Genomic DNA, 17791 nt, shown 5'->3' on the forward strand with positions numbered 1-17791 from the left:
TCGCCAGGAGCAAGACCGGTGCCCCCTCTTTTTTGGAGAGGGGGTCAGGGGGTGAGGTTGGCGCCTGCTTAGCTCAGTGCAATGCTCGCCTTCTGCACCACGTGCCAGGCGTCGTCGCGCCGCTCCAGCTTGCCGGCTGTCAGGTTTTTGATGGTCGTGAACTGCTCCGTGGGCGGCAGCTCAAACTGGAAAAACTCCTTCAGCTCCCGCACGCCATTGCCGATGATGCGCGACTGGTCGGCCTGCGGGCTGAACGAGAATTGCGCCGTGGTGGCCTCCGAATGTGGCAGCGTGATGAGCAGCGGCATCTGCGGCAGCGGGTTGGGACTGAGCTTGCGGTGCTCGATGCTGGGCACATCGGGGGCCGGGGCGTAGTAGTGCAGCGGGCCGTTATTGGGAGCAACAGCCGCTTCGGCAGCGGCCGACGTTTCGGCGGGTACGCCGGTAGCCTCCGGCGCGCTGGCTTCAATCAGCTCCTGAATGGCGGGCGGCGTGGACGTGGGCGCGGCCCACTCGATGGTTTGGCCGGGCTCCAGGGGCTGTTCGGGGCCGGTGGGTGGCGTGGGAATCGTTGGGTTCATAGCGGAAGGACGGGGAGCTATTGTTGGCCAGGCATCGGCCTTATCAGCCGACGGGGGGCGGGAATTGAAATTGGGCTTCGACTTCTTGTCTTTGCCGGCTGGCCGGTTGGCGGGCTTGGGTTTCGTGCCCTGCACCTCGCGCATCGACTGAAACGACACGCCCTTACCGGGATTCTCGGCCGGCGCGGGCGCGGTGGGTACCACCGGGGGCGCGGGATTTTTGGCAGGAATGGCGGGAGCATCCGGCGAGGACTTGTACACGTTTTGCGCCGCCGGCTTTTTCCGCACCGGCTCAGCAGGCGCTGGCCGCGCCGGCTCAGGCAGCACATTTTCCGCTCCGCTTTTGCCGGCCGAGCGCCGCGTCCACAGCCATACGCCCAGCGCGCCGATGGCCACGCCGCCCAATACGGCCCACACCAGCGTGCCATTCGATGCGGGCCTGGCAACTGGTGCAGCAGCAGAATCAGCAGCGGTGCCAAGCGCTGCCGCACCGGCCGGCGGCTGGGCCCACGCCGCCGGACTGCCGCTCAGCAGCCCCAGCAGCAGAAGAAGTAGCAACGGCCGGCCGCCCCAACGGGAGCAGCCGGCCGGCCGGAACGGGCGCCGCGCCGCGCCGTTAATTGAGCGGCTGCGCGTCATGAAGCACCTTGGATAGCTCATACAGGGCGTTTTTGAACGGCAGGAAGAACAGCGTTTCGGGAATCGTGTCGCCGTCGCGCAGCACATCGGCGTACTGCTGGCGGTAGAGGTTGAAGGAGTCGCCGAGACTGCGCTCCAGCGTGTTCATCACCAGACCGGGGTCATTTTTCACGCCCAGGTCGGCCTGCACACGCTTCAGCTCCGGGTCTTCGAGCAGCAGCTTGAGGCAGGCGCGAGCGTTGGCCATGACGGCCTGCTTGATTTCATCGGTTACGGCCGTGGCTTCGAGGTGGTGTTCGCCTTTGTCGGCTTGCGGGTTCTCGGGGTCGGGCAGCGTGCCCACGGGGCGCACCATGGGCGGGTCCTGCGGAATCTGGCCGGTGGCGAGCACGCCACCGTTGGCGGTGGTTTGCTTGGGGTCGTCGGCCAGCTTGATGCGGAAATCGGCTGGCACGGGCTGGCCAGTGGCTTTTTCCATGATGAGGCGGGCCAGCTTTTCCACCGGCTGCAGGTTGGCCCCCGCCGCCAGCAGCCGCACGTAGAGGCTGCCGCGCCCGGTGAAGCACAGGTAGCGCGGCAGCTGCTGGCCGTTGGCCACCGTCACCTGCGCCACGTGGTAAATCAGCGCGCCGAAGTGCAGGTAGAACAGCACCCGCAGGTGCTCGGCCCGCAGCAGCCGCTCGCTGAAGCCCAGCAGCTGGTCGTAGTTGAACAGGAAGCTGGCTACATCCTCCGAGCCGAAATTATCGGTGCTTTCAGCCACCAGCACGTATTCGCGGGCCCGGCGGGCGGCGGGGCTCAGCACCGCGCTCTGCACCCCGGCCACGCCGAAACGCACCAAGCCATTGTCCTTTGAGCCGCGCACTTCGGCCCCACCATCGCCCCACAAATCATTACCGGCGAAGCGAAACGAAGTGCTCAGTACCGGCTTGCGGTCAGCATAAAGCAGCACGTCGGTGGTGCCGCCGCCGATGTCGATGAAGGCGGCGTTTTCGCCCGGCCCCAGCGTCACGATGTTGCGGCGGGTGAGGTAGTAGTACGGCGCCGTCGACTCGACCATACAGGGCATGGAGTTGGTCGTCTTGAACACGTCGTGGAACAGCGTGTCCCACTCGCGCTGGTACAGGTTGCGCTGGTAAGTCGAGAAGCTCAGCGGGGCAAACCAAGTGATTTGCGTGGCCGCAAGGTTGCCGCCGTTTAGGGCTACTTTGGCGCGGCACAGCAGCAGGATTTCCTTGAAAAACGCCCGCACGCGGTTGGTATTGGCAATGTTCAGCGAATTATCCCACTTCAGATTGGTGTGATAATTCGGCCGGCGCTGCTCCTCGGTGATAATGCCGAAGGCCACGTTGATGTTGCCCAGCACACTCAGCTCCTGGGTGGCGTAGTTGGCCGCCTCATAAGTAGCGGTGCGGGCCGGAAAGGCGTAGGGCGAGCTGTCGGCGCCAATAATCGGCGGCACGAACTCGCGCTCCTGGTACTGCTGCCAGCGCTTGATTTGCACGAAGTTGGCCGGGTCATCGTCGATGCCGCGGTACAGGCGCTCGTACACGCTGCGGTCGGGCTCGGCGGTGGATTTTTTCAGCAGCGCCACGGGCGAGTCGGCTAGGCCGAAGCTGAACGGCTTGGGCTCCTGGCCGGGGCTGTCCTGCATGGCGACGTGGGTGTTTGTGGTACCGAAGTCGATGGCGAAACGGTACTCCTTGGTGCCCTGGCGCACTTCGGGCCAGCGCGGGATGATGAGCGCGCGGCCCTCGGCCGGGGCCGGATTCAGCACTTCGAGATAGTCGAAATGTGTGCCGCGTACCTCGTAGTAGGTGCTGCCTTCGTCCTGGCTGGTTTTGGGTGTGCGCTCGTAGCGGGTGGCGCTCTGGTCGGTGCCGGTGTCGCTGAGCTGGTGACCGTTAGCCCAGAATTTTAGGTCGACTTTCTTGGTCACCATGCTGGGGTCGATGTTGTTGGCATCCACCAGCATGACTTTGTAGAAGTCGTTGTACTGCGGCGCGTCGGCCACTTTCACGAAGGGAAACACCGACAGCGCCACGTTGGTCACGCGCAGGCGGCCCACGCCCTCCCCTTGCGGGTTGTCGTAGTAAGCGCGCTCGTAGTCTACGTAGTCGCCGCCGCTCACCGGTACCCGCAGCCGCACTCGAATGCAGGCCGATTCCAGCTCCAGCGTGAGGTGCTCGGCCAAATCCTGCTGCGTGAAATAGTCGAAATAAGCCGGCTTGATGGGCAGCAGCGGCCAGTTGCTAGGCCGGAAGCCGGGCGCAATTTTCAGGTTGCCACTGAAGAACTTTGTCTCATCCACCTCATACGGCACGGCCAGCAGGGTTTCTTCCAGCAAGTCGTTCACCGTCAAGTACGGGTACGGCAATTCCGGGCCGGGCAGCGTGCGCTCTTTCAGCGGCCGGGCATCGGAAGCTGGCACGGTGGCCCCGCTGTCAGCAAACAGCGTCTCGTTGTAGTACTTCTTGCCCACAGCCTTGAGGCCCGGGCGCAGCACAATGGGCAGCGGCCCCGCCACCCCCGCCCGCGTGGGTCGGATGAACAGGTCGGAGCCGCGCACGGTGCCTTCATCAGGCCGCACGCGCAGCAGCACGCCGGCTACGTCAATTTGGTTGTTCGAGGCGTCGGTCAGTACCGGGAAATTGCTGAGACTAGCGGTGCCGTCCATAGCCCACTTTTGCAGCATGCCGCGGTCCAGCGTGTCGCGCACCAACGGGGCCATGGCCGTCAGGGCCGGGTCGCCCACAAACTCCTGGTACACGTAGTCGCGGAAGGCGGCTTCGCGGTTGGCCAGCGGCACGTATTGGTTATCAAAATAATAGCCCCCACCCTGCGGGCGCTGCACCGGCAGCGGCTTTACATTCGGGGCCGGAAAAAAAAGCGTGAGCGGCGAGGTGCCACCGATAAGCTGCGGCACGCCATTGGCCCCAGGGAAGTAGATGAGGTGCATCTCGGTCAGCTTCGCGAAGCGGCCATCGAGGTACAGGGCCAGCACATCGGCCAGCGGGCGGGTGGCAGGGTTGGCTCGCAGGTTGGCCAACTCCTCGTCCTTGCGCCAGGCCCGGATTTGCAGCCGCTGGCTGGCCAGCTTGCGCTGGTGGAAGTTGAACACCATTTCCCACACGTCCCAGAAGTGGCTCACCAGCTGGTGGTACACCGAATCCTGAGCCGCACCGCCTTGCGTCACGAAACGCAAGGCCGTCTCCACCAAGTGCATGCGGGCGAAAGGCGAGGGAATCGAAACCGCCACCTTGGCGGCGCGGCCGCCTTGCGGGTCGAGCAGGCGCTCCACTTCGTGGGGGCCAATTTTACCAGTCGGCCCCCAGCCCTCGTGGGTGCTGGAGCCGGTATCGTGCAAACGCAGGATTTTAGCCATGAAGGTTGTTTTCGGCCTCACGTCAACCTCACCCCCTGACCCCCTCTCCAAAAAAGAGGGGGCACCGGCAATGCGCTGACGTCAGGTATTTGCTAAGTTTATTGATTGTGCCTTTTCAGGCATCTTAATTCTTGTCCGGTGCCCCCTCTTTTTTGGAGAGGGGGTCAGGGGGTGAGGTTGACGTTAGGAGTATTGCAGCTTCTTGTCCAGAATCTCGCCCGTCGCTTCCTCAAAGGCCTTCACTACCCAGCGCAGTGCCTCATTCTCCGTCGGGTTGCTCAGCGTAGCCTTGCCCACCGCTTTCGTCAGCTCATCGCGGAAGAAGCCGGGCGTGATGCCTTTGCTGAAAATGCCAGTTTCAACCGTTTTATCGGTTACCATTTTGTTGAAATCCATCTCGTCGGCGCGGATGGCGGTGTAGCGGCGCTGATTCACGCCCAGCTCGCGCAGCCACTCGTTGTACTCGCCGAAAAAGTCGGTCAGCTCGCGCAGGGCGCGGTTGTTGCGCAACTGGGCCGAGAGGTCGCCAGCCTCGTAGTAGGGCGCTTTGGCATCCTCGGGCGTGTGCTTGAGGAAGTAGCGGGCGAAGTAGTGCAGCTGGATGAGCGGGCGGGCCACTTCCTGGCGCATGTCGCTGGGCAGCTGGCCGAAGTCGATGTCGGTACTGTCGGACTTCAGACCGTATTCGTGGTGGAGGGGCTGGTTGGCGTCGAGCTGGTTGTCGGGCACTTCCATGAAGTGCTGGATGGAGAGCGCGCCCAGCATTTCGAGCAAATGGGCTTGGTTGCGCTGCTCGGCGCGGCCGGGGTGGTTGGCCAGCGGCTGGCCGGGCTGGTCGCCGAGGTAGTACATGGCTTCCAGCCCTTGCAGGTTGTCGGCGTAGTATGAGAGGGCCGTTTTCGTTTTCGTTATGAAGGTGTTGGAATCAATAAAATCCTGGCCACCGGCTTTCTCGTCGGCCGAGGGGTCCTGCAGCTTAAAATAGGGCAGCATCACCAGCGCGCCGGCTTTGAGGCGGCGGCGGATTTCGGGGTGGGCCAGCGGGGAGTTAGCGTCGCGCAGGTTTTTCACCAGCAGCGGGAAGCCGGCCGCGCCCGTCCCGCCAAAAATCGAGCTGATGAAAAACGCCCGGTCGCCGTCCTGCAGGCTCTGGGCGAGGTAGCGCATTTCCTTGCTCTGTACCACCGCATTGAGTACCACCGAACCCACATTGGGCGAGCCCCGGAAACCCACGTCGAGGTTGGCCGCGAGGCTGTCCTGCGTGAATAGCAAATCGACCAGGCCTTGCGTTTCCACGGAGAGGTCGTTGTATTTCAGGTAGTCGCGGAAGGGTTGACTGATGCCGCCGAAGTCGTACACGAACGAGTCGCGCAGCTCCTCGCCCCCGCCGCTGGTGTTGAGGTGGGCCAGCGTGTTCATGGGCTGGCTGAAGAAGCCGGATTTCTCCTTTAGGCCATCGCCGTACAGGGCTTCGTGGATGCGGGCGTAGCGCTTGAGCAGGGCCACGGTCCGCGTCACGTCGCCGTTCTGGGTGTCGGGGTCGATGAGGACGGGCACAAGTTGGTCGCAGTTCGGAATGCGCACGCCCGAGGCCAGCAGCATGGTGAGGGAGCGCAGCACGCGTGCCCCGGTGCCGCCCACGGCGAAGATGAATAGTTTGGACATAGCTTGTTCTGACGTGAAAACCTCATCCCCGGCCCCTCTCCCCAGGAGAGGGGAGCTACGGCCGCGCGGGCGAAGTCGTTTCTGTAGATACTTTTTAAAATTCCCGCCTGAAAATCATTAGGCTCCCCTCTCCCCGAGGAGAGGGGCCGGGGGTGAGGTCAACCGTTAAAACGGCCCTACAAACGGCGTGGTGCGCGCGTACGTGCTCCAGCGCTTCAGCAGCACCGAAAAGAGAAAAAACCACAGCGCCGCCACAATCATGTTCACCACCATGAAATAGCCCAGGTAGCTGGTCACTTCCGCGCCGTGGCCTTTGCTGAGGCTATTGGCCAGAAACACGCCCAGGCCGGCGGCCAGCGCCAGCGTGGCGGCCCAGTGCGGCGTGCGGAACATGCCGGTGCGCAGGGCTGAATTGAACACGTAATAAAACGCCAGCACCAGCAGCAGGCTCACGCCCAGCGTACTCCAGCCCACCAGCGAAAACAAGTCCGTTTTATAAAGGCCGTAATCGGCCGGGCGTTGGCTTTGGAAGATGGAAATCAGAGCCGAGTATAGGCTGGTGAAGAAGGTTTGCATAGGTTGAAAAAAGGGCAGGGTTACTTGTCATTTTTGAGCGGAAGCTGAACCGTGAATACGGCCGGCAAGGTGGTTGGATACGACTGCCGGACGCCAGCCAGAAGCTGGTCGAGGCCGAACGTGCGCGGGGCCGGCGTGTTATCGTTAGCCGTGCTCCAGGCCGAAACCCAGTCCGGCGTTTCCGGGGCGGGCAAGCTCAGGGTGAGCGTGGCGGTGGGGGCCGCCAGCTTGCTCACCCGCAGGCGCGCCACGTGGGTGTAGGGCGCGAGCACGGGCTGGCCGCTCTGCTCTTCGTCGGTGAGCGGGCGCACCGAGTTGGGCAGCAGGCTGGCCTGGCCGTTGGGTAGGCGCACTTGCAGATGTTGGGCCAAAAACGCTGGCTGCTGCCAGGCGGCGGGCAATTCCTTCAAATCAAGCCCTACCGAAAAGTCCACCGGGTCGTCGGAGGGGTTCAGGGTCAGGCCGTTGTTTTCGGCGTAGACGGTGCCGCCGCTCGACTTTAATTTCGGGTCAGTGAGCTTGGTAAGCAGCGGCGCGAAGGCCGGCGTGGCCGTTTTCAACCCAAAAAATGCCTGCTGGGCCGGCGCATTTCGGAACACCTCGGCCGCGTAGCGCGCCACCTGGGCGGGCGGCCCAATCACCCACACGTAGTAAGGCACTTTCTCGCCATTGAGCGTGCGCTTTTGCACCGGCGTTTTCACGGCGGGGAAGTAGCTGCCGTAGAAGCGCGAGGTCTCACCGAACACCGCCACGGCCAGCTGCTGCCGGCTCACGGGCGCGATGGATGTGCGAATGAGATTGGGCAGCTGCGAAAAATCCGACTTGCGCGCCGGGCCATAAATGAAGTCCGAAATAACCACGCTCACCTCCTCCCCCGCTTTGGGGCGGTTGAGGATGCCTTCCAGCATCTGCGGCAGCTCGGTGCCGAGGGCGGCCTGGCTTACCTCGCCCTGCACCACGTCGCGCAGCTCCTCGAACTTCACGGGGCGCGGCGCGGCGTTTTCGCAGAGGTAGTACTTGCGCTCGGCCACGGCCCCGTTCACCTGCGTTTCGGTGATGAGCGCGCCGATGCGCTTCTGGAACTCAGTAGCTGGCTTGTCGGCACCGCCGCGCGGCACGAAGCCTTTCATGCCGCCCGAATATTCCAGAAAAACGCTGACGTGTAGCGGCGCGGCTTCGGTGGAGGCGGGCGCTTCAGTAGCGGGCTTGGCCCCTTTGGCCGGCTTGGTGGCCACGGTTTCGGCAGGCTCCGAGTTGCAGCCGGTCAGCAAGGCAATGGCTCCCGCCAGCACGCCGGCCAGCCGGAAACCACGAAAAAAACGCAATGCGGGCAGAGCCGCAGGTTTGGATATTGGCATTGAGTAAGCGCTGGGCAAGGTTTTGGGCCGAAGTATAGGCATTACGCAACGAAATGCCCTACGGCCGAAACCACAACTGTTTAAACGCGCCTCCGGCGCTCGTAGTACGGTCAGTGCCGCACCGGAATCAATTTTTAAAAGCCCGCCGCAGCCAGGCCGCACAGTGCCAACCGATTACTAACTGCCATCAAAAACGCTTTCATTAAACTCCTTTATTTATCACTATAAATCATTGTTTTACGCCTGTTTGCGGCAACGGCCTGCTCATTGACAAGGCCCAAAAACACGTTTTAAGCCGGACTAGTTAGTAATATTGCCGGAGAACTGTGCTGTTGGTCTTTTCAGATTCCGTGCCGCTATGCACCTCATTGCTTTCCGCGCCGAATATCAAATTACGGTTGACCGGGCCCGGAATCGGGTTTTCTACCAGAATTTCGCGCAGATGCGGACGGCCACGGCCCTGCCGCACTACCGCGCCGACTGGCAAGCGGCCCTGGCCGAGGTCCGGCCCGGGTTCTGCATCCTCACCGACATGCAGGTGGTGAGCGAAAACGGGGCCGCCCTGCTCAGCGGGTTTCAGGCCGTCGAGCAGCTCATCGTGCAAAGCGGCGTGCAACTGGTGGCCGAGGTGCACGTGCCCGGCCGCGCCACCCGCCGCCACACCGACGCTGTGACCACCCGCCAGGCCATGCCCGTGGAATATTTCCTTGATATCTGGGACGCCACGCAGTTTCTCGACGCCTTGCCGCTCAGCGCCGGCACGGCCGCCTGACGCCGGCCAATACTTCCTTTTTGGGCCTTCCATCGCCAACGATTCCGGCGGCGGCGCTGTTATAAGCCGGGATAAGCCGGGGCCGCGTTGGCGGCCCCAACCCTGCCCCGTACCTTTGCGCCAACGGCCTCCTACGTTGTGGCCGCTTCAAAGCCGACGCCCGGTTAAAGGCACTTTTTACCCTTATGTCCACTCCCATTTCCACCGATATCTGCATTATCGGAGCCGGCCCGGTCGGTCTGTTTGCAGTATTTGAGGCGGGCTTGCTCAAGCTCCGCTGCCACGTTGTTGATGCCCTGCCGCAGCCCGGCGGGCAGCTCTCCGAGATTTACCCGAAGAAGCCGATTTACGACATTCCGGGCTTTCCCGAGGTGCTGGCCGGCGATTTGGTCGACAATCTGATGAAGCAGATTGAGCCCTTCCACCCCACCTTCACGCTGGGCGAACGGGTGGAGAAATTCGAGAAGCTCGACGATGGCTCGTTCCAGCTCTTCACCACCGACGGCACCGAAATCCACTGCAAAGCCGTGGCCATTGCCGGCGGCCTGGGCTCCTTCGAGCCGCGTAAGCCGGCTGTAGAAAACCTGACTCAGTTTGAAGGCGGCAAGGGCGTGCACTACATGGTGCGCGACCCCGAGCACTTCCGCGATAAGAAAATTGTCATCGCCGGCGGCGGCGACTCGGCCCTCGACTGGACCAACTTCCTTGCTAACGTGGCTTCGGATGTGACGCTGGTGCACCGCGGCACCACCTTCCGCGGCGCCGCCGACTCGGCCGAGAAAGTGCAGAAGCTGCACGAAGCCGGCAAAATAAAGCTCGTGCTCAGCTCCAACGTGACGCACCTGCACGGCAACGGCGAACTGAAAGAGGTGACCATCACCGGCAATAATGGCGAGGCCGAAACCGTCCCGCTCGACTGCTTCATTCCGCTTTTCGGCCTCACGCCCAAGCTCGGCCCCATTGGCGAGTGGGGTCTGGAAATCGAGAATGACGCCGTGAAAGTGGATACGCTCGACTACAGCACCTCGCTGCCCGGCGTGTTTGCTATCGGCGACATCAACACGTACCCTGGCAAGCTCAAGCTCATCCTCTGCGGCTTCCACGAGGCCGCGCTCATGTGCCAGGGCGCCTTCAAATACATTTTCCCCGACAAAAAATACACGCTGAAATACACCACCGTGAACGGGGCACCCAGCATGTAATCTGACAAAGCAGCACGTCATGCTGAGCGCAGCCGAAGCATCTCTACCGCACAAGTAATCTATTTACTATCGCGGTAGATGCTCCGGCTGCGCTCAGCATGACGTTCTTTTGTCACTCTCACTGAACCCACCTATGACTGAAGATATCCGCATTTACGTCGAAGACGCCCCCGGCCAACGCACCGAGCTAATCGGCCCCACCGACATGGGCCTGAGCCTGATGGAGCTGCTGAAAGCCAGCGGCTACGACATCATGGCCACCTGCGGCGGCATGGCCCTCTGCGCCACCTGCCACGTGGAGGTGCTGGCTGGCCCCGCCCTCCCCGAGCCCGAAGACGCCGAGCTCGACATGCTCGAAACCCTGCCCGTGGTGCACGAAGGCTCCCGCCTCAGCTGCCAAATCCGCCTTACGCCGCGCACCGACGGGCTAGTAGTGCGCCTGGCGCCTACGGGCGCGTAGGCGTTTGTCATTGCGAGGCCGCAGGCCGTGGCACCCGAAGGTCAGCGTAGCTAATCCGTCCTATCGAAACCAGACACTTCCTTTTACCAGAAAGCCCCGGCACTGCGCAGTGCCGGGGCTTTCTGGTAAAAGGAAGTGTCACACTATTAGGCTAGTCGTTGAGAACAGGTTACGCTGACCTTCGGGTGCCACGGCCTGCGGCCTCGCAATGACAAACGCCTACGCGCCCGTAGGCGCCAGCCGCGCCCGCATCCGTTCCTTGGCAGCTTCCGACAATGCGCCGCCGGAACTAGCCCGACTGGCGGCCGCGGCCCGGGCCCATTCGGCCATGAGCACCGTTTGCTTGGCGTAGCGGTTGCAGTAGGGGCAGTAGCGCAGGTGCAGCCACAGGCTGGCGCGCGGGCCCCACGGCAGCGCGCGGTCGGGACGTTGGTCGAGCAACACGGTGGCGTTTCGGCAATTGATAAGTCGTAGCATCACAAACAGTTAATTCTTACCTAAGCCGTGTTTTTCGAGGCAGCGGCGTAGCTGGAGCTTGGCCCGGTGCACAATCACCCAGTAGTTGGACGCGGTGAGGCCCAGTTCCTGACAAATTTCCTCGGCCGATAATTCCTCCACGAAGCGCATCACGAACACCGCTTCCTGCTGCGCGGGCAACCGCTGCTGGCAGCGCCGGATTATTTCGTGCAGTTCTTGCTGCTCCAGTGCCGCGTCGGCATTTAGCCAGCTGGCGGGAGCTTGCGCGCCGGTCCAATGCCCGTTTTCGGAATTGAAAAAGTCAGCATCCATTGCTCCCCCGTCGCTCAGCTCGTCGAGGCTGACCTGGTTGGTGCGGGCCTGACGGCGGTAATGGTCGATGATTTTGCGGCGCAGAATGACGAACAGCCACGTCCGTTCCGACGCCTCGGCCCGGAAGGTGGCGAGGCCGTCGAGGGCGCTGAGGAAGGTTTCCTGCACCAGCTCTTCGGCCGCGTCGGTATCGCTCACGCGGCTGAGGGCAAAGCGGAAAAGCTCGTCGCCGTAGCGGTCGGGCCACTGCGCCGGAATAGGTATTGATGGATTCATGCAAGGCAGCGAGGGACTGGGCCTGGCTCGCAAGGCAAGATTACGTCAGTCACCGGAAAAAAGGCGGTTTTTTACCCTTTAAAATCTGACATCAAACCGGCCCTTGCACCTTTATAAACTATAATAATCGTCAGCAAACAGCCCTCTCAACGCCAAGCGCGGGCCGGCGGCTGCGTGGCCGCCAGCCCGCGCATAAGCGGCATGCAACGTCGCTACTCCTTTGAACCCCCAACAGTCAAAAGCCCCCGCTACAGCAGCAGCGGGGGCTTTTTCAATTTCTTAGGAAACCGCTTGGGGTTACTGCGGCCGCTTCAGGGGCGACTGCCCGGCGGCGCCGCTGGATGCCCCGGCGGTAGTCACGGGCACGGGCGCAAAGTTGAAAATCTCCAGCACCAGGCGCCAGCCGGCCACGGCTTCACGCCGCCAAATGCGCAAGTAGCTGCCCTTTTCCTCGGGGTGCTTGGCGGTGGCAATACGGCGCAGGTCGCCCACCACGTAGCCCAGGTCGCCGGCGGCGGCCAGGTAGCCGGTGGTGGGGGCAAAAATGTAGCTGTCGCCCAGGTTTTTCATATTGGCCACGGCGGCGGCGCCCTGCATCATGGAGAGGCCGGGGCGGTAGAGGCGGGCTTCGGCACTCAGCGACTGCTCGTAGCTGGCACCGGGCTTGGACAATTCGGCCGTGGCAAACTTGCGGTCCACGTCGAGGATAATGCCCGACGGGGCCATGCTGGGCGTGGCCACGGCTGCCTGCAGGCGCGGCTGGGGCACCGTAGCGGGCTTGGCCGGCGCCGCGCCAATGCGCTCGATGCCCATGTCCACGGCAAATTTCCAGGTGCCGTCGGGCTGTTTGCGCCACACGGTCACGTACTCGCCGGCGGTTTGGGGCTGGCCGTCTTTTAGTTGCGTCCACGGGCCGGTGGTGTAGCCCACGTCGCCCGACTGGGCCACGTCGGCCAGCACGGGGTACCACGTCAGACGAGTGGTGGGTTGGGCCGGGCGGGCCTGCCACACCTCTTGGGCATTCATCAGCTTGCCGCCTTCGGCCACAAAGCCTGTGGGCGCGCTAAAAGCCAAAAAGGCGGCTTTGGTGCCCGCCTGCGTAGCCTGGGCCGCAAATGAATTTTCCGCATCAATCACCGCCTGCCGGGCCTGGCCCCAGCCCCCAAAAGGCAGTCCCAGGGCCAATAGCGCTATAAGTGTCAAGGAATTCTTCATAATATACAAGGGTAATGACTTATCTAGGACTAAGATAGCAACTCCGGGATAATCACAATTCCAATTCAATTTCGTTTGCGCGGCCGTGCCGTTCTTGCGGTTACATTGGCCCTTGCTCAAATATTTGGGGGCTTTCCGTTGAATTCATTTTTCTTGCTTTTATGAAACTAGCCGACCTCACCGCCCGCGCCCGCCGCATCCGCCTCGTGCTCACCGATTGCGACGGCGTGCTCACCGACGGCGGCGTGTATTACTCCGAGCGCGGCGAGGAAATGAAGCGTTTCAACATCCGCGACGGCATGGGCGTGGAGCGGCTGCGCAACCAGGGCATTGCCACGGGCATCATCACGGGCGAGGTGTCGCCGTCGGTGCGCACCCGGGCGGCCAAGCTGCGCATCGAGGAGCTGCACCTCGGCATCAAGGACAAGCCGGCCTGCCTGCACAAAATTATGGCCCGCACGGGCCTGCGCGCCGACGAAATTGCCTTCATCGGCGACGACACCAATGACCTCGAAATTTTGGGCATGGTGGGCTTCTCGGCTTGCCCCGGCGATGCCACGTCCTTCGCCCGGGCCGCCGCCGATTTTCATTGCCAGGCTTTCGGGGGGCACGGCTGTTTTCGCGAGCTGGCCGAGTTCATCATCGCCGCCCAGGGCCACGCCCAGCCGACGGCAGACGACAAGGGCAGTGAGTAACGGAGAAGGGAGAAAGTGAGAGCAAAAAGACCGTCATGGCAAGCTTGCCGAGACATCTCGCGTGCCGAAGTAATCCAATCGAAGGGATTTACCTCAGTACGCGAGATGTTTCGGCAAGCTCGACATGACGGTCTTTTTCAATTCACTCAAGCAGTCATACACCGCTATTCCGGGAGTAGGCCCTGGCTGGCGGCCAGCCGGATGAGGGCGGCCGTGTTGCGCGACTGGGTCTTGTCCATGATGTTCTGGCGGTGGGTTTCGACGGTGCGCTTGCTGGTAAAGAGCTTGAGGGCAATTTCGGCGTTGGTGAGGCCGGCGGCCACCAGACACAGCACCTCCATTTCGCGCTTGCTCAGGCCGAGGGCCACGCGGGCGGCGTCGCCATCGGCGGGTGCGCCGGAGTAGTACCGGGCCAGCAGCGCCAGCCCGATGGCCGAACACAAAAAGGGCCGCCCCGAAGCCACGGTGCCCAGGCCGTGCACCAACTCGGTGGGCTGGGCGCTTTTCAGGATGTAGCCGTGGGCGCCCAGGTCGAAGGCGCGGGCCACGTAGTTTTCGTTGGTGAGCTCGCCGCGCGCCAGCACCCGCAGCAGGGGGTATTGGCCGCGCAGGGCGGGCAGCAGGGCCAGCGCATCGGGGCCGGGCAGGTTTAGGTCGAGGAGCACGACGGTGGGCGTGGCGGCACTCAGCTGGGCCAGCAGCTCGTCGCCGGTGCCGGCCTCGCCCACCACGGCCAAGCCAGGCGCCGCCGCCAAACCGAGGCGCAACGCTTCGCGGGTGGGCGAATGGCCGTCGGAGAGGAGCAGGCGAATCATGATGTTGATGTAGAAAAAAGAAGCAAAGGCAAGGGTCGAAAGTAAACCGTTTTTCTACTAAAAAATTCAAAAAACGATTTTTAGCACCCCGAAAGTACAAGTACCCGCAAGCTCAACCCTAAGCTCCGTATCAAAAGCCGTATAAATCCCTTCAAATACCCGGGCGGGACGGGCCGATTTGGTACAAATACGGAGCCTGACTTTGCGTATACAGGGTTCACCCCAACCTTGCGCGCCGCCGCCCGTTTCGACATTTCCACCCCTTCCCCCGCTATGACCCGCATCTTACTAGCCGACGACCACACCATTCTGCGCGACGGCATCCGGGCCTTGCTGTCCACCGCTCCTGACCTGGAGGTGGTGGGCGAGGCCAGCAACGGCGCTGAGGTGCTGACCATCCTCGAAACCACCCGCGCCGACGTGGTGCTGATGGATGTGCAGATGCCCGTGCTCGACGGCTTTGCCACCATGCCCGAGCTGCGCCAGCGCTTTCCGGAGGTGCACGTGCTGGTGCTCACCATGCTCGACCACGAAAATTACGTGGCCCGCATGCTGGAAGCCGGCGCCCTGGGCTACGTGCTCAAAAACGCGGCCATCAACGAAATCATGTACGCCATTCGGACGGTGGCGGCCGGCAACCCGTTTCTGTGCACCGAAATCGGGCTCAACATGCTGTACAAAGCCGTGGCCAACTCGGGCAGCACCCTGCCCGACGAAATCAGCAGCCACGCTGGGGCCGACCTCACAGCTCGCGAGCTGGAAGTGCTCAAGCTCATTGCCGAGGGCCTGACCAACGGCGAAATCGCCGACAAGCTCTTCACCAGCAAGCGTACCATCGAAACCCACCGCCAGAACATCATCGCCAAAACCCAGGCCAAGAATACGGCCGCCCTTATCAAGCTGGCCGTGGGCCGGGGACTGATTTCGTAGTCATTTAACAGTTATCAATGAATATTTAACAGTCGTTCAATCTGCGCCACTGGGCTCGTTGAACGACTGTTAAATGTTCATTGATAACTGTTAAATGACTAAAGCAGGCCGCCTACGGTGCCGATGGTGAGGGCCACGATGACGGTGTTGAACAGAAACGACACGCAGCCGTGCAGCAGCGCCACGCCGCGCAGCTCGCGGTTGGCAATGGCGATGTCGGCGGTTTGGGCTGTCATGCCGATGACGAAGGAGAAGTAGGCGAAATCGAGGTAGTTGGGTTTGAGTTTGGGCTTGGCAGGGTCGTTTTGGTCGTCGGGAAAGACGAGGCCGCCGACGTCGCGGCCGGTTTCTCGGTCTTGGTCGTAGTAGGTGTGGGCGTAGCGCAACGTGAATACCAGGTGCACCAGCAGCCAGGCCAGCACCACAGCCGCCACGCTGAGCAGCACGTGCAACGTGCACACGTGGGCCGGCAGCTTATCGAGCCCGCGCAGCAGGCCTACCACCGCGCCCAGGCTCGCCAGAGCGGCCACCAGCACCAGCACAAAACCCAGGGTGCGGGGCAGGTCTTCGGTGCCGGCCACGCAGCGAATGTCCTCGGTATCGGCCTCCCACATGCCCACCAGCGCCTGCACCAAATCGGCCGCCCCGAACCCGACCCAGCCCATGACGGTGCGGGCCAGCGGGCTGATTTCGGCCGGCGCTATCCAGGGGGCCAGGGCGTGCGGGAGCAGCCAGGCGGCTAGGCCGCCCACCAGCAGCGCCAGTCCCAGCCGCCAGCGCACGTCGAGCGAGCGGACCAGCTCGGCGGGCGTTTTTTCGGGGGTGGTGGCGGGGGCAGGGGTGGGTTTCTGGCTCATGGGGCCGCCAAGGTAGGGCCGGGCGGACCGTCGCTCCCAGCCTAAAAAAGCAAAACCCCTCGTCCGGCTGTTATTTCGTGGTATGAACGCAGCTCCCCTTTCCGGCCTCTACGCGCCCTCCCTTGCCCTCGTCACCGACTTGTATCAACTCACCATGGCCTACGGCTACTGGCAGCAGGGCATGCAGGACCGCGAGGCGGTGTTTCATCTCTACTTCCGCAAGGCGCCTTTCGCGGGCGGCTACGCGGTGGCGGCCGGCCTAGCGCTGGCCGTGGACTGGGTCGAAAACCTGCACTTTTCGGACGATGACCTCGCTTATTTGGGCAGCCTGCGCGGCAGCAAGGGCGGCGTGATGTTTCCAGCCGAGTTTCTGGAATACCTGCGCCAGCTGAAATTCACCTGCGACATCGATGCCGTGGCCGAGGGTACCGTGGTGTTCGGCAACGAGCCGCTGATTCGGGTGCGCGGGCCGCTGCTGCAAGCCCAGCTGCTGGAAACGGCCCTGCTCACGCTGGTCAATTTTCAGACTCTGATTGCCACCAAAGCGGCCCGCATTCGCGAAGCCACTGGCCCAACGGACCAGATTCTGGAGTTTGGCCTGCGCCGCGCCCAGGGCTTCGATGGCGGCCTGGGGGCCAGCCGCGCAGCCTATCTGGGCGGGGCTGATGCCACCAGCAACGTGCTGGCGGGGCAGCGCTACGGCATTCCGGTGCGAGGCACGCACGCGCACAGCTGGGTGATGTCGTTTGGTGACGAAACCCAGGCGTTTTCGGCTTACGCGCAGGCGTTCCCCGACGACTCGGTGTTTCTGGTCGATACCTACGATACCATTGAGGGCGTGCGCCGGGCCATTCAGGTGGCGCGCGAGATGCGGGCTAAGGGACACGAACTGGCCGGCATCCGGCTCGATTCGGGCGACCTCGCCTATCTCAGCCGCGAGGCGCGGGCGGTGCTCGACGAGGCCGGCTTTACGGAAACGCGCATCGTGGCCAGCAACGATTTAGAGGAAAACCTTATCACCAGCCTCAAGCAGCAAGGCGCGCGCATCGACACCTGGGGCGTGGGCACGCAGCTCGTGACGGCCTACAACCAGGCGGCCCTCGGGGGCGTGTATAAGCTGGCCGCCCTGCGCAAGGCCGACGACTCGGGCTGGGATTTCACCATCAAGCTCTCCGAGCAAGTGGCCAAAACCAGTATTCCGGGCATCCTGCAGGTGCGCCGCTACCTGAACGAGTATGGCAAGCCCCGCGCCGACATGCTCTACAACACCGCCGCGCCCCTCCCCGACCAGCTCACCCTCATCGACCCCGCCGACCTCACGCGCCGTCTCGCCATCAAGCCCGAAACCAAGTTCCGCGAGCTGCTGGAGCCGGTTTTCCGCGCCGGCAAGCGGGTGCTGGAGCTGCCCACGCTGGCCGAAAGCCGCGCCCACGCCCAGCGCGAAGTGCAAAGCCTCGACCCCAGCATCCGCCGCTTCCTCAACCCGCACATCTTCCCCGTGGGCCTCGAAAAAACGCTGTGCGAGTACCGCACGGAGCTTATTCTGGAGAAGAAGCCGGTGCGCGGGGCGTAGCAT

General features: G+C 62.9%; 16 protein-coding genes. 6 read left to right on the plus strand and 10 right to left on the minus strand.

Annotation, left to right across the window (positions count from 1 at the left end):
* Nucleotides 1-68 precede the first annotated feature (68 nt).
* The 5 genes from Q5H92_RS00390 to Q5H92_RS00410 all read right to left on the minus strand — a co-directional run bounded on the left by Q5H92_RS00390 (nt 69) and on the right by Q5H92_RS00410 (nt 8171).
* A complete protein-coding gene (locus Q5H92_RS00390; RefSeq protein ID WP_305009461.1) occupies nt 69-1220 on the minus strand; it encodes a hypothetical protein in 1152 nt (383 codons plus the stop codon).
* Complete coding sequence (locus Q5H92_RS00395) at nt 1198-4605, minus strand: acetate and sugar kinases/Hsc70/actin family protein (protein WP_305009463.1); 3408 nt, start codon at nt 4603-4605, stop codon at nt 1198-1200. Before Q5H92_RS00395 ends, Q5H92_RS00390 begins: the two co-directional genes overlap by 23 nt.
* A 183-nt stretch (nt 4606-4788) precedes the next feature.
* Nucleotides 4789-6270: a hypothetical protein gene (locus tag Q5H92_RS00400; protein ID WP_305009465.1), complete on the minus strand. Its 1482-nt coding sequence runs from the start codon at nt 6268-6270 to the stop codon at nt 4789-4791.
* 165 nt (nt 6271-6435) lie between these two features.
* Complete coding sequence (locus Q5H92_RS00405; protein ID WP_305009467.1) at nt 6436-6846, minus strand: hypothetical protein; 411 nt, start codon at nt 6844-6846, stop codon at nt 6436-6438.
* 20 nt (nt 6847-6866) lie between these two features.
* Nucleotides 6867-8171, minus strand: coding sequence for a hypothetical protein (locus tag Q5H92_RS00410; RefSeq protein ID WP_305009468.1), 1305 nt, complete (start codon nt 8169-8171; stop codon nt 6867-6869).
* Nucleotides 8172-8562: 391 nt separating this feature from the next.
* Here Q5H92_RS00410 and Q5H92_RS00415 point away from each other — a divergent pair, with 391 nt between their 5' ends.
* The 3 genes from Q5H92_RS00415 to Q5H92_RS00425 all read left to right on the plus strand — a co-directional run bounded on the left by Q5H92_RS00415 (nt 8563) and on the right by Q5H92_RS00425 (nt 10638).
* Nucleotides 8563-8976, plus strand: coding sequence for a hypothetical protein (locus Q5H92_RS00415; RefSeq protein ID WP_305009469.1), 414 nt, complete (start codon nt 8563-8565; stop codon nt 8974-8976).
* A 185-nt stretch (nt 8977-9161) separates the two neighbouring features.
* Nucleotides 9162-10178: an NAD(P)/FAD-dependent oxidoreductase gene (locus Q5H92_RS00420; RefSeq protein ID WP_305009471.1), complete on the plus strand. Its 1017-nt coding sequence runs from the start codon at nt 9162-9164 to the stop codon at nt 10176-10178.
* 133 nt (nt 10179-10311) lie between these two features.
* Entirely contained in the window at nt 10312-10638 is a 327-nt protein-coding gene (locus Q5H92_RS00425) for a 2Fe-2S iron-sulfur cluster-binding protein (RefSeq protein WP_305009473.1), read from the plus strand.
* A 219-nt stretch (nt 10639-10857) separates the two neighbouring features.
* On the opposite strand, the gene Q5H92_RS00430 is transcribed toward Q5H92_RS00425, so the two are convergent.
* The 3 genes from Q5H92_RS00430 to Q5H92_RS00440 all read right to left on the minus strand — a co-directional run bounded on the left by Q5H92_RS00430 (nt 10858) and on the right by Q5H92_RS00440 (nt 12918).
* Nucleotides 10858-11115 (minus strand): anti-sigma factor family protein, encoded by a 258-nt coding sequence (locus Q5H92_RS00430; RefSeq protein WP_305009475.1) that lies wholly within the window; start codon nt 11113-11115, stop codon nt 10858-10860.
* Between the two features lie 9 nt (nt 11116-11124).
* The gene (locus tag Q5H92_RS00435; RefSeq protein WP_305009477.1) at nt 11125-11703 is read right to left on the minus strand and encodes a sigma-70 family RNA polymerase sigma factor; all 579 of its coding nucleotides are present in this window, start codon (nt 11701-11703) and stop codon (nt 11125-11127) included.
* 297 nt (nt 11704-12000) lie between these two features.
* Complete coding sequence (locus Q5H92_RS00440; RefSeq protein ID WP_305009478.1) at nt 12001-12918, minus strand: DUF4440 domain-containing protein; 918 nt, start codon at nt 12916-12918, stop codon at nt 12001-12003.
* A gap of 161 nt (nt 12919-13079) precedes the next feature.
* Here Q5H92_RS00440 and Q5H92_RS00445 point away from each other — a divergent pair, with 161 nt between their 5' ends.
* The gene (locus Q5H92_RS00445; protein WP_305009480.1) at nt 13080-13613 is read left to right on the plus strand and encodes a KdsC family phosphatase; all 534 of its coding nucleotides are present in this window, start codon (nt 13080-13082) and stop codon (nt 13611-13613) included.
* 164 nt (nt 13614-13777) lie between these two features.
* Here the strand turns inward: Q5H92_RS00445 and Q5H92_RS00450 are convergent, their stop codons facing one another.
* On the minus strand, nt 13778-14428 hold the full coding sequence (locus tag Q5H92_RS00450) for a LuxR C-terminal-related transcriptional regulator (RefSeq protein ID WP_305009481.1): 651 nt from the start codon (nt 14426-14428) through the stop codon (nt 13778-13780).
* 273 nt (nt 14429-14701) lie between these two features.
* On the opposite strand from Q5H92_RS00450, the gene Q5H92_RS00455 reads away from it, so the two are divergent.
* Nucleotides 14702-15358, plus strand: coding sequence for a response regulator (locus Q5H92_RS00455; RefSeq protein WP_305009482.1), 657 nt, complete (start codon nt 14702-14704; stop codon nt 15356-15358).
* Nucleotides 15359-15456: 98 nt separating this feature from the next.
* On the opposite strand, the gene Q5H92_RS00460 is transcribed toward Q5H92_RS00455, so the two are convergent.
* A complete protein-coding gene (locus tag Q5H92_RS00460; protein WP_305009483.1) occupies nt 15457-16215 on the minus strand; it encodes a DUF1345 domain-containing protein in 759 nt (252 codons plus the stop codon).
* 82 nt (nt 16216-16297) lie between these two features.
* On the opposite strand from Q5H92_RS00460, the gene Q5H92_RS00465 reads away from it, so the two are divergent.
* Complete coding sequence (locus Q5H92_RS00465; RefSeq protein ID WP_305009484.1) at nt 16298-17788, plus strand: nicotinate phosphoribosyltransferase; 1491 nt, start codon at nt 16298-16300, stop codon at nt 17786-17788.
* Nucleotides 17789-17791: the final 3 nt, after the last annotated feature.

Origin of the sequence: Hymenobacter mellowenesis, assembly GCF_030581005.1 — a bacterium.
GTDB classification, from domain to species: domain Bacteria; phylum Bacteroidota; class Bacteroidia; order Cytophagales; family Hymenobacteraceae; genus Hymenobacter; species Hymenobacter mellowenesis.